The organism is Pseudomonas sp. NY15364 (assembly GCF_048068235.1).
GTDB classification, from domain to species: domain Bacteria; phylum Pseudomonadota; class Gammaproteobacteria; order Pseudomonadales; family Pseudomonadaceae; genus Aquipseudomonas; species Aquipseudomonas mendocina_D.
Window position 1 is genome coordinate 1 of the sequence record NZ_JBLUPX010000057.1, and the last position, 10,950, is coordinate 10,950.

Below are 10,950 nucleotides of genomic sequence, written 5' to 3' on the forward strand. Positions count from 1 at the left end.
TGAACGGGGTCTCTTTGAATCATCCAGGCAACATCCCTCGCTACCTGGCCGAACTACAGGCCTCGGCCATGCACTACGTCCTACCTCATCGTCGTGAGGATCGCAGTTATCTGCGAGCGGTCAAACCCAAGCCGTCCAAGTATCCGACCAGAAATAAAAATGCCAGTCAGCTTAACTGACTGACATTAGCCTGATGGCTGCCGTTTTCGTTTGTAGCGCGTGCCTCTTACAGAGGCAGACCTGCCTTGATCCGATACTGGTTTCGCACCGGGTTGGCGTACTGCAGGATCAGGAACGGTTTTTCCTCGGCGCTGCAGGCGGCCAGGCGCTTGTTCCACTGCGCTTCGGCCTTGGCCAGTTCCGCGGCATCGAATACTTCGCTCGCTGCCGGCACGTTCAGCCCGGCCTCGCGGCCTTCCCACATGGCGTAGGCCAGGTAGTGCACAGGGAACAGGCGATACTGGCCGAGAATGTGACGATCCATCTCCTGGGCAAGCTGCTTGGTGTCCTCCAGACCGGCGACAGGCGGGCTGAAGTGCAGGTGCACGCGGCCTTTGTAGCCGGTGATGCCCAGGGCGATGCTGGCGTCGTCTTCGCCCGGCGCCTTGGTGTAGCTGCCCGTGGCGGCACGCACACAGAGCTCGCGGGCCTTGGCCAGGTCGCAGGGGTCGTACTCGTAGCTGATCGACACCGGGATCAGGTTCAGCGACTCGATCACGTCTGCGAATGGCTCATCCTTGCGGCTCATATGGAACATCTTGAGGATGGCCGAATCGGTACGGTCGTCACCGTCCTTGGCGCGCCCTTCGGCCTGGGCGATCCAGATCGACTCGCCATCTTCGCGGATCGAGTGGTTGATATAGGCCGAGAGCAATTGATAAGCCGCCAGCTTCTCGCGTCGTCCGCTGATCGAGCGGTGCACGATGAAGCTCTTGTTCAGGCGCATCAGGTCGCTGACGAAAGGGCGCTGCAACAGGTTGTCGCCGATGGCGATACGAGGCGTCTGCAGACCTGCGTGGTAGACGGCGTAGTTGACGAAGGCCGGGTCCATGACGATATCGCGGTGGTTGGCCAGGTACAGGTAAGGCTTGCCGGGCTGCAGGTGCTCCAGGCCGGAGTAGCTGATGCCATCACTGGCATGCTCGATGGTGCGATCGATATAGGGCTCGATCTTCTCCTGCAGCTTGGAGACCGAATCGACGCTGGCGAACTCGCTGCGCAGGCGTGCGGCGATCAGCGGCTTGAGCAGCCAGCCCAACGGCCCGGCCAGGCGCGGAAAGCGGAAACGGGTGAGGGTATCGAGAAACGCCGGATCGGCGAGCAGGCGCGCCAGTACGGGGCGCACTTCTGCATCGGCATAGGGTCGGATGGCATCGAATGCGCCCATCATGCTCTCTTGTTCTAGAACGGCTAAGGTTGGAATGGTGTCTGCTTAACAGGGTGAGCAGTAGACCGGCGATTATAACGCCAAGTCACAAGGAGGCCGCGATGCTGGAAAGCGAGTCGTATTATTGCCCCTATTGCGGTGAGCCGGCCGAAGCGCTGCTGGATCTGTCGGCTGGGGACCAGTCTTACATCGAAGACTGTCCGGTGTGCTGCCGGCCGATCGAGTTCGAGCTGCGTACGGATGGCACCGAGTGGGAGTTGGACGTTCGTGCGGAGAACGATTGATGCAACGAATCTACGAACCGGAAAACCTTCTGGAAGGGCAGATGCTGGTGGACATGCTGGCCAGTGAAGGTGTCGAGGCGCACTTGCTCGGGCAGCATCTGGTCGGTGCGGTGGGGGAGTTGCCGGCATGCGGCCTGCTCGGTTTGGTCGTCGCTGATCCTCACGCTGAACGGGCGCGCACGCTGATCGCTGAGTACAATGCGGCGCAACCTGTGCCTGGTGATGAGCCAGAGTCCTTTCAGGGCGTGTTGCTCTGTTGATGCGCCCCCTGCCTGTCGAGTCGTTTCATGTGTGGACGTTATGCCCTGTTCCGCTGGTCGCCCGCTTTTGCGGCGTTGCCCGGCTTTCCCACTGACCAGAAGCCGCACTGGAACCTGGCGCCCAATGGTCAGGTGTTGATGCTGCGTGCGGGCGAGCAGGGGCCGCAGGCGGCTGCGGCGCGTTGGGGGCTGACGCCCGCCTGGCTCAAGGACCTGTCCAAAGCTCCGGCGCATGCGCGTGCTGAAACCCTGGCCGAGCAGCCGATGTTCCGTGAGCCCTTTCGCCAGCGCCGCGCACTGCTGCCGGCCAACGGCTTCTATGAGTGGCGTGGGGGCGTGCGCAAGCGGCCGTACTGGATGAGCAACGGTGAGCCGCTGATGTATTTCGCGGCCTTGTGGGAGCTTTATCCGGTTGGTGGGCAGGAGTACCTGAGCGTTGCGCTGATCACCCAGGAGGCGGCCACGCTACGGCGTCCGTTGATTCTCGACGAGCATGAACAGGCGCTGTGGCTGAGCCACGATACGTCGCCCGAGCAGTTGGCGGCGCTGCTGGCCAAGCCGCAGATTGCGCTGCGTGAGCGCGCACTGGCGACGCTGGTCAACGACCCGAAGCTGGATGCGCCGGAGTGCCTGACGCCGGCTTGATCCTGCGCAGGGTGTCGAGGGGCCGGTGCACCGCAACTGACCAAGAACCTGTGCGTGCGGTGCACCCTATTCTGATGCAGTCCCTCAGACCTTGAACTGATTGATCAGCCTGCGCTGCTGTTCGGCCAGCTTGGTCAGTTGAGCGCTGGCCTGACTGGCTTCGTCGGCACCGCCTGCCACCTCGTTGGCGACCTGGCCGATATTGGTGACGTTGCGGTTGATGTCTTCGGCCACCGCACTTTGCTCCTCGGCTGCGCTGGCGATCTGCGTGTTCATATCGTTGATCACCGACACCGCCTGGGTGATGGACTCCAGCGATTGAGCGGCCTGGTTGGCGTGTTCGACGCTGTCGTCGGTCTTGCTCTGGCTCTGCTCCATCACCTTGACCACTTCGCGCGTGCCTTGCTGCAATTGCTGGATCATGGTCTGGATTTCTTCGGTGGCCTGCTGGGTCTTCTGCGCCAGGTTGCGCACCTCATCGGCGACCACGGCGAAGCCGCGGCCTTGTTCGCCGGCGCGAGCTGCCTCGATGGCCGCGTTGAGCGCCAGCAGGTTGGTCTGCTCGGCAATGGCGCGAATGGCGACGAGGATGGCGTTGATGTTCTCGCTGTCCTTGGCCAGGTTCTGTACCACGCCCACGGCGCGGCCGATTTCGCTGGCCAGGGCTGCGATGGCGGCCGAGGTCTCCTGTACCACCTGTTTGCCCTAGTTGGCCGCGCGGTCGGCGTGATTGGCGGCTTCGGCGGCGTGGGTGGCGTTACGTGCAACGTCCTGGGCGGTGGCGGTCATCTCATGAACGGCGGTAGCCACCAGCTCGATCTCTGCCAGCTGTTTCTGCACGCCCTGGTTGGTGCGGATGGCAAGGTCGGCAGTATGCTCGGATGAGTCGCTGACCTGCTGCACCGAGGTCACCACGGCGCCGATCATGGTTTGCAGTTTGGCCAGGAAGGCGTTGAAGCCGGCGGCGATCTGTCCGAGTTCATCCTTGCGGTCAACCTGCAGGCGCACCGTGAGGTCGCCATCGCCTTTGGCGATATCGTCGAGCATGCCGACCATCTGCCGCAGCGGGCGGGCGATGCCGTAACCGACGAACCAGATCACCAACAGGCCCAGCCCGGCGATCAGAAGACCGACCAAGGTCATGCCCAGGGTGTCGGCGTCACGCTGCGAGGCCAGATCGCCCTGCAACTGGTGCAGATCGGCCATCACCGCTTTGACCGGCAGCACCAGCATCAGCACCCAGCGTGTGTCGCTCTGGCCGATGTTGAAGCTGAGAAAGAGTTCGATATGGCTGTGCTCAGGATCTTCCTTGGCATCGATGGACTACAGCACCTGCCCGGGCTGCAGCGTACCCAGGTTGCTCACTTCGTTGGCGTCGAGCAGGGCGGTGGCCGGTTCGCCAAGTTTGTCCGGCGCTTTGGTCGAGGCGACCAGGCGCCCGTTGCTGGCAATCAGTGCCATCTCGCCGGCACCGTTGTAGAGCTGGGCGTCAGCCTTTACCAGCAGCTCCTGAATGAAATTCACCGCCAGGTCGGCACCGGCGACGCCGCGAAATTCGCCATTGACCAGAATCGGCGAGGTGAAGGAGGCAAGCATGGTCATTTTGCCGCCGACATCATAGGGGCTGGATCGATCACGCAGGGGCGTTTGCGTTCTTTGGGGCAAAGGTAATATTCGCCCGCGCGCACGCCGGTTGGCAGCAGCTCTTCGCTTTCGGTCGAGCCGATAGAGTCGATACCCAGGCTGCCGTCGGCATTGCGATACCACCAGGGCAGGAAGCGGCCGGTGCCGTCGTAGCCGTTTTCCTTGCTGCCGGCATAGATGTCGTCGCTGGCATCGAAGGCGTTCGGCTCCCAGCCCAGGTAACTGCCAAGTAATTTAGGGTTCTGTGCCGTGGTTTCATGCACCAGGTTGGCCAGTTCTTCGCGGCTGATGCTGAGCATCGGGCTGCCGTTGGTATCGGTCATGCCGAGCATCGGGCTGCCGTTGGCATCGGTCATGCCGAGCATGGCGTTGACGCGTGCCAGGTCGGCGGTGATCTGCAGGGGAGCTTCCAGTTCACGCTGGATTTCGCTGACCTGGGCTTGCGCCAATGCCGACAGGCGCTGCTCGATGACTTGTTCCAGTAGTTTCTGCGTGCGTTCCTGCACCAGGTTCTGGGTTCGGCCACTGGCGAACAGGGCGTATAGCGCCAGCTCCACAACGACCGCGAGTACGCTGGCGCCAGCAAGGAATGCGACGGAAAACTGGATCGACTTGAGCTTCATGAGAGCTCCCGAGCGCAGAGCGCGCCTGTCACGAACTATCGGCAGTGACAGATGAAAACCTTAATGGGCTGGTGGTGACGAACAGGCTGGTGTCGTATTCAGCAAAGATGGCGTACGGCTATCGCGCAAGTAACGCGGTTGCTCGTGCTGCGGGGGCGGCCTAGCATAGGGCGTCCGATTCAAGGAGGCAGCTCGATGAGCAAGGTTCTATATCTGAGTGGCCTGGCGGCGGCCGTGCTGCTGGCAGGTTGTCAGGCCGTCAATACCACCAGTGGTGGTGCGGTTGGCGTAGAGCGCAAGCAGTACATGTTCAGCATGTTGTCAGCTGATGAAGTCAATCAGATGTACGCGCAGTCCTATCAGCAGACGCTAAGCGAGGCATCGAGCAAGGGCGTGCTGGACAAGACCAGCAACAATGCCAAGCGTCTGCAGACCGTTGCCAATCGCCTGATTCCGCAGGCGCCGCGTTTTCGCCCGGATGCCGCCAACTGGCAATGGGAGGTCAACCTGATCAAGAGTCCCGAGCTCAACGCCAACTGTGGCCCGGGCGGCAAGATCATTTTCTACAGCGGAATCATCGAGCAACTGAAGCTCAGCGATGACGAAATCGCCGCGATCATGGGCCACGAGATGGCGCATGCCCTGCGCGAACACAGCCGTGAGGCGATGTCCAAGGCCTATGGCATTCAGGTCGCCAAGCAGGGCGCTGGCGCTTTACTCGGTCTCGGCGAGAGCGGCATGGCTCTGGCCGATACAGTAGTGCAGTACAGCCTGACGCTACCCAACAGCCGCGGTAACGAGAACGAGGCTGATCTGATTGGTCTCGAACTGGCTGCTCGCGCGGGTTATGACCCGAATGCGGCCATCAGTCTGTGGCAGAAGATGGAGGCCGCCGGTGGTGGTGCGCCGCCAGAGTTCATGAGCACTCACCCGTCCTCCAGCAGCCGTATCGCTTCGCTGCAGGCGGCGATTCCCAAGGTGATGCCGCTGTACGAGCAGGCCAAGGCCGGGCGCTAAGTTCGGGCACGAAAAAACGGCGCGGCGTGATGGTTCACGGCGCGCCGTTTGCGTTTCAGGGTAGCGCCGTTTCGGCGAAGGGGCGGGGTTGCAGCCCCAACTGGGCGCGGAAGCTTTCCATGTCGAACATGGTGCAGATTTCCTGAATCTCATTGCTGGGCGTCAGTGTCCAGAAGGCCATGGCCGAGATACTCAGCACCTTGTCGCTGGGCGGATAGCCCAGCGCGGGTTTTTCGATGGTGCCGATCAGCGTGCTCCAGGTCACCACCTTGTAGCCTTCGGCGACGCACTCCTCGACCACGATCTGCAGGTCCGGCATGGCGTAGCGGATGTCCTGCACCATCCGGGCGAAGCCGGCGCTGTCGAGTGGGCGACCCATGAACGAGCTCTTGTAGAGAAAGTCGCGACTGTGCAGCTGTTCGGCCAGGGCCAGGCGCCCCTTGTTCCAGGTCAGGTCGATGTGCTGGCACACCAGCTTCTTGCAATCATCCAATGACATGCCGCCCTCCCGACTGCATACCGTATGACGTGACGTGGCACGTACTTTAGCAGCAGGCGGTAGGGGGCTGGGATTGGCCGAAATGCCAGTCCGTTGGCGTCAGTGAGTCGTCATATCAGGCCGCTGAGTTTCATTGCCTGATAGCCGGCATAGATTGCCAGGGCGGCGAAGGCACAGGCCGCGAGGCGGCGAATCAGCGTCAATGGCAGGCGCTCGGCTGCGAAGTTGCCCGCCAGTACCACCGGTACGTTGGCCAGCAGCATGCCCAGTGTGGTGCCGATCACCACTAGGATGAAGTGCGGATACTGCGCCGCCAGCATCACGGTCGCGACCTGGGTCTTGTCGCCCATCTCGGCAAGGAAGAAGGCGATCAGGGTGGTGAGGAAGGGGCCGTATTTTTTCAGGCCGGATTCCTCGTCGTCGTCCAGTTTGTCCGGCACCAGGGTCCAGGCCGCTACGGCGACGAAACTGGCCGCGAGAATCCAGCTCAGAGTGGCGGGTGAGAAGAAACCGGCTACCCAGTTACCCACGGCGCCAGCGGCGAAATGGTTGGCCAGGGTGGCGACGACGATGCCCCAGATGATCGGCCACGGCTTGCGAAAACGGGCGGCCAGCAGCAGTGCGAGCAACTGGGTCTTGTCACCGATTTCGGCGAGGGCAACGATCAGGGTGGGGACGAACAGCGATTCCAGCATCAGGTTTCCTAAAGGGGCGGGCCGACACGGCTTATGACACGAACGACCTTCCCGCCCCGGGTATAGGTTGTGCGTGTCATAGGTCTTGTCAAACCGCAGGCCTCTCTATGTAGGCCTTGGGTCGTATACGCCATGCTCTGCGGAGCAAGTGTGTTGACGTATACCGGGCGAGCAGGGCGCTCGCGGGAGACTACTCCCCTAGGACGGGCGCAATTGTGCCCAAGCGCTGCGTTGGGAGCAACCCCAATCAGCGCCGGGCGCTGTAGATGCGAAAGCCATCGGCATCTGCCAGGGTGCGGCACGGGCCCAGATGACGTTCGATCAGTGGCGGGTATTTGAGGAAACTGTTGGCCACCAGGCGCAGTTCGCCACCTTTTATCAAGTGGCGGGCTGCCTGGCTCAGCAGGTTCTCACTGGCTCGGTAGTCGGTGTGTACGCCTTGATGGAACGGCGGATTGCTGACGATGGCGCTCAATCCCTCTGGCGCCGACTCGATTCCGGTGCCGGCGATCAGGTTGGCCGTCAGGCCATTGCGAGCCAGAGTCAGGCGGCTGCTCTCCAGGGCGAAGGCGTCGACATCCAGCAGGCTCAGCTCGTTGTCTGGATAACGCCGTTTGAGCGCGGCGCCGAGCACGCCAGCGCCGCAGCCGAAGTCCAGCATGTGGCCGTTAGGCAGTTCATCCAGATGCTCGAGCAGCAGCGCGCTACCCCGATCAAGCCTGCCATGGGCGAAAACGCCGGGCAGAGTAACGATCTCCAGTGCGCCGTCGGCCAACTGCAGTGGATAGCTCTGTGCCAGGGCATGCAGGTCGGGGGCGGGCGGCGCGTGCTCTACCTCGACGCACCAGAGTTGGCAATGCCGTGCGCTGTCGAGCTTGCGTGGCTTGCCATAGGCTGCCAACTGCTTTGATGCGCGCTCGATACCGCCACGTTTTTCGCCGACCAGGTACAGCGGCTTGCCGGCCAGGCGCGAGGCAAGCGCTTGCAACAGGTAGTCGCTCAGCTCGCGCGACTTGGGCAGGAACAGCACGGCGGCGCGGTAGTCACCTTCTGGCATCTGCGTGCCGAAGTGGCTGCGGTCGGCAAAGCGCGCCGAGAGCAGCGCCTGATCAGCGGCATGCCAGTTCCAGCCACGAGCCTGAGGCATGGCACCAAGCAGGTCGTCAGCCGGCAGGCCGGCCAGTAACAGCTCGCCACTGAATAGCTCGGCGTGGCGCAGGAGAACTTCGCTTCGCGGGTCCATGGTATTTCCTGAGAATCTGTTTACGGCGCGCGGTGTAGGAGCGAGCTCTGCTCGCGAAGATTTTGCTGTTGACCGTGTTCGCGAGCAGAGCTCGCTCCTACAAGAAAGCTGCGCAGCTTACCCGACGACTCGCAGCGGCGCACCGGCGAAGAAGCCGGCTGCGTTCTCGACCATCTGCCCGACGATGCGCTGGCGGGCTTCCTGGCTGCCCCAGGCGCTGTGTGGTGTGATGATCAGACGCGGAATGTCTGCGGCCAGCAGCGGGTTGCCGTCCTTGGGCGGCTCCTGCAGCAGTACGTCGGTTGCCGCGCCGCCGAGATGGCCGCTGCGCAGAGCATCGGCCAGCGCCTGTTCGTCTACCAGGCCGCCGCGTGCGGTGTTGATCAGAAATGCGCGCGGCTTCATCAGTGCCAGCTCTTCGGCGCCGATCATATTGCGTGTCTGCTCGTTGAGTGGGCAGTGCAGGGTCAGGGCATCGACCTGTGGCAGTAGTTCATGCAACGGCAGGCGATCAGCGCGCGCGGGCCGGCCCGGCAGTTGACCGAGTAGCACGCGCATGCCTAAGGCTTCGGCCAGACGAGCAACGGCGCCGCCCAGTTCGCCATGGCCGAGCATGCCCAGGGTTTTGCCTTCGAGCTCGACGATGGGGTGGTCGAGCAGGCAGAACTGGCTGGCTTGTTGCCAGCGGCCTGCGGCGATATCGCGCTGGTAGTCGGGCAGTCGCGTGGCCAGGGCCAGCAACAGCATCAGGGTGTGCTGCGCCACGGATGGCGTGCCATAGCCCTGGCAATTGCAGACGGTCACGCCGTGGGCGCTGGCGGCTTTGAGGTCGACGTTATTGGTGCCGGTGGCGGCCACCAGCACCAGCTTCAGCTCGGGGCAGGCGGCGAAGGTGGCTGCGTCCAGCGGCACCTTGTTGCTGATGGCGACCTGGGCGCCTTGCAGGCGTTCGGCGACCTGATCCGGACGCGTGTGCGTGTGCAGGGTCAGCTCGGCGAAGGCCTGATGCAGCGGTTGCATGTCGAGGTCGCCAAGGTCGAGAGAGGCGTGATCGAGGAAGACGGCGCGGGGACTTTTGCTCATCAGCTGTACCTTTTCGCAGGAGGGTCGCAGGAGTAGATTGGCGAGCCTACCAGACCTTCACTGTCGATGCGGAGCCGCCATGTACTGGAGTGAATTTCTCACCGTTGCCCTTATTCATCTGCTGGCGGTGGCCAGCCCGGGGCCGGATTTCGCCATCGTCGTGCGGGAGAGCGTCGGCTACGGTCGCCGCGCCGGGCTGTTCACCGCCTTTGGCGTAGGCACCGGCATTCTGGTGCACGTTACCTATTCGTTGCTGGGTATCGGCCTGATCGTGTCGCAGTCCATCGTTCTGTTCAACGCACTGAAATGGCTGGCGGCGGCTTACCTGCTGTACATCGGCATCAAGGCGCTGCGTGCGCGCCCGGCCGATCCAGCCAGTGCCGAGCTGAGCCTGGCCGCCGGCGAGCGCAGCGGCCGTGGTGCGTTCGTCACCGGGTTCATCACCAACGGGCTCAACCCCAAGGCGACGTTGTTCTTCCTTTCCCTGTTCACCGTTGTGATCAATCCGCATACGCCAGTGGCGGTGCAGGCCGGTTACGGCCTTTATCTGGCCCTGGCGACTGCATTTTGGTTCTGCCTGGTGGCCTGGCTGTTCAGCCAGCAACGCGTGCGTGCCGGCTTTGCCCGTATGGGGCACTGGTTCGACCGACTGATGGGCGCGGTGCTGGTGGGGATTGGCGTGAAGCTGGCGCTGACCAAAATGCGCTAAACGAAAGAGCCCCGCGATTCAGACTGTGTGAAAACCTAGCAGCCTGAGAGCAAGCTGAAGACAATGCCTCCATCAGTTGATGGGGGCATTGTCGTTTATGGGCTACATCCAGGGCGAAGGTCGTCAGCAAAGCAGCCTGTTTCCTCACGCATTGGAGGAGCTGGTGCCGGAGGATCACCTGGTACGGGTGATCGAGGCCTATGTCGCCCGCCTGGATCTGCAGGCTCTGGGTTTCAGCAAGGCCGAACCACTCAAGACTGGACGTCCTGGCTATGATCCAGCGGATCTACTCAAGCTTTATCTGTACGGTTACTTCCAGCGCATCCGCTCCTCCCGGCGCCTGGAAGCCGAGTGCCAACGCATCTGGCCGAACTGGACGAGGCTGACCGCAGTGAGGCCGCTGAAGGGGTTGATCGCAGTGCGGTCAAGGCTGCGCTGTAGCAGCTGGAGAGCCGACATGCCGATAACCTGACAGCCCAGGCGTTGATGGAGGTACAGGGGCTGGAGCAGTTCGTCGTGGGTGAGAGCGAGGCGCGCATGATGCATACCCACCAGGGGGCTCGCGTGGCTTATAACGTGCAAAACGCGGTGGATGGCGAGCATGGGCTGATCGTGCATCATGCTGTCACTCAGGGCGGCAGCGATAACCAACAACTGGAACCTATGGCCAAGGCTGCCCAGGCGATCCTGGCGCAGGAAGAGCTGACGGTTACAGCCGGTGCGGGCTACTCCAATGGTGAGCAGTTTCAAGCGTGTGATGATGCTGGGATTACGGCCTATGTGCCGGAGAATCGGGGCATAAATAACAAGGGCGACGACACGCCGCTATTCGATCGCAGCGCCTTCAGCTACGACGTAGAA

General features: G+C 62.4%; 12 protein-coding genes, 2 pseudogenes and 1 riboswitch. Of the genes and pseudogenes, 6 read left to right on the plus strand and 8 right to left on the minus strand.

Features of this window, described 5'->3' with window-relative positions; genetic code table 11:
- Nucleotides 1–226: 226 nt before the first annotated feature.
- Nucleotides 227–1,390 carry a 1-acyl-sn-glycerol-3-phosphate acyltransferase gene (locus tag ACNFCJ_RS23420; RefSeq protein ID WP_416773814.1) on the minus strand — a complete coding sequence of 388 codons (1,164 nt, stop codon included), beginning with the start codon at nucleotides 1,388–1,390 and terminating at the stop codon, nucleotides 227–229.
- A 98-nt stretch (nucleotides 1,391–1,488) separates the two neighbouring features.
- Between ACNFCJ_RS23420 and ACNFCJ_RS23425 the strand changes: the two genes are divergently transcribed.
- The 3 genes from ACNFCJ_RS23425 to ACNFCJ_RS23435 are packed head-to-tail and all read left to right on the plus strand — an operon-like array spanning nucleotide 1,489 to nucleotide 2,576.
- A complete protein-coding gene (locus tag ACNFCJ_RS23425; RefSeq protein ID WP_092377507.1) occupies nucleotides 1,489–1,671 on the plus strand; it encodes a CPXCG motif-containing cysteine-rich protein in 183 nt (60 codons plus the stop codon).
- Nucleotides 1,671–1,931: a putative signal transducing protein gene (locus ACNFCJ_RS23430; RefSeq protein ID WP_092377504.1), complete on the plus strand. Its 261-nt coding sequence runs from the start codon at nucleotides 1,671–1,673 to the stop codon at nucleotides 1,929–1,931. The genes ACNFCJ_RS23425 and ACNFCJ_RS23430 overlap by 1 nt, the downstream gene beginning before the upstream one ends.
- Nucleotides 1,932–1,958: 27 nt before the next feature.
- Nucleotides 1,959–2,576 (plus strand): SOS response-associated peptidase, encoded by a 618-nt coding sequence (locus ACNFCJ_RS23435; protein ID WP_416773815.1) that lies wholly within the window; start codon nucleotides 1,959–1,961, stop codon nucleotides 2,574–2,576.
- Between the two features lie 84 nt (nucleotides 2,577–2,660).
- Here the strand turns inward: ACNFCJ_RS23435 and ACNFCJ_RS23440 are convergent, their stop codons facing one another.
- The 3 genes and pseudogenes from ACNFCJ_RS23440 to ACNFCJ_RS23450 form a co-directional block, all read right to left on the minus strand.
- Complete coding sequence (locus ACNFCJ_RS23440) at nucleotides 2,661–3,209, minus strand: methyl-accepting chemotaxis protein (protein ID WP_416773821.1); 549 nt, start codon at nucleotides 3,207–3,209, stop codon at nucleotides 2,661–2,663.
- A 72-nt stretch (nucleotides 3,210–3,281) separates the two neighbouring features.
- The gene (locus ACNFCJ_RS23445; protein WP_416773816.1) at nucleotides 3,282–3,809 is read right to left on the minus strand and encodes a methyl-accepting chemotaxis protein; all 528 of its coding nucleotides are present in this window, start codon (nucleotides 3,807–3,809) and stop codon (nucleotides 3,282–3,284) included.
- A 152-nt stretch (nucleotides 3,810–3,961) separates the two neighbouring features.
- Nucleotides 3,962–4,843 (minus strand): annotated as a pseudogene (locus ACNFCJ_RS23450) (cache domain-containing protein); the annotation flags it as partial.
- A gap of 195 nt (nucleotides 4,844–5,038) precedes the next feature.
- Here ACNFCJ_RS23450 and ACNFCJ_RS23455 point away from each other — a divergent pair.
- Nucleotides 5,039–5,860 carry a M48 family metallopeptidase gene (locus tag ACNFCJ_RS23455; RefSeq protein WP_099526144.1) on the plus strand — a complete coding sequence of 274 codons (822 nt, stop codon included), beginning with the start codon at nucleotides 5,039–5,041 and terminating at the stop codon, nucleotides 5,858–5,860.
- Between the two features lie 55 nt (nucleotides 5,861–5,915).
- Here the strand turns inward: ACNFCJ_RS23455 and ACNFCJ_RS23460 are convergent, their stop codons facing one another.
- From ACNFCJ_RS23460 to ACNFCJ_RS23475, 4 genes are all read right to left on the minus strand, one after another.
- A complete protein-coding gene (locus tag ACNFCJ_RS23460; protein WP_416773817.1) occupies nucleotides 5,916–6,359 on the minus strand; it encodes a ketosteroid isomerase-related protein in 444 nt (147 codons plus the stop codon).
- 110 nt (nucleotides 6,360–6,469) lie between these two features.
- Nucleotides 6,470–7,051 (minus strand): TMEM165/GDT1 family protein, encoded by a 582-nt coding sequence (locus ACNFCJ_RS23465; RefSeq protein ID WP_106733600.1) that lies wholly within the window; start codon nucleotides 7,049–7,051, stop codon nucleotides 6,470–6,472.
- 81 nt (nucleotides 7,052–7,132) lie between these two features.
- A riboswitch (yybP-ykoY riboswitch) is annotated at nucleotides 7,133–7,265 on the minus strand.
- Between the two features lie 36 nt (nucleotides 7,266–7,301).
- A complete protein-coding gene (locus tag ACNFCJ_RS23470; RefSeq protein ID WP_416773818.1) occupies nucleotides 7,302–8,297 on the minus strand; it encodes a methyltransferase in 996 nt (331 codons plus the stop codon).
- A 117-nt stretch (nucleotides 8,298–8,414) separates the two neighbouring features.
- Nucleotides 8,415–9,380: a 2-hydroxyacid dehydrogenase gene (locus tag ACNFCJ_RS23475; protein ID WP_416773819.1), complete on the minus strand. Its 966-nt coding sequence runs from the start codon at nucleotides 9,378–9,380 to the stop codon at nucleotides 8,415–8,417.
- Between the two features lie 79 nt (nucleotides 9,381–9,459).
- On the opposite strand from ACNFCJ_RS23475, the gene ACNFCJ_RS23480 reads away from it, so the two are divergent.
- A complete protein-coding gene (locus ACNFCJ_RS23480; protein WP_416773820.1) occupies nucleotides 9,460–10,089 on the plus strand; it encodes a LysE family translocator in 630 nt (209 codons plus the stop codon).
- 97 nt (nucleotides 10,090–10,186) lie between these two features.
- A pseudogene (locus ACNFCJ_RS23485) lies at nucleotides 10,187–10,950 on the plus strand (transposase); the annotation flags it as partial.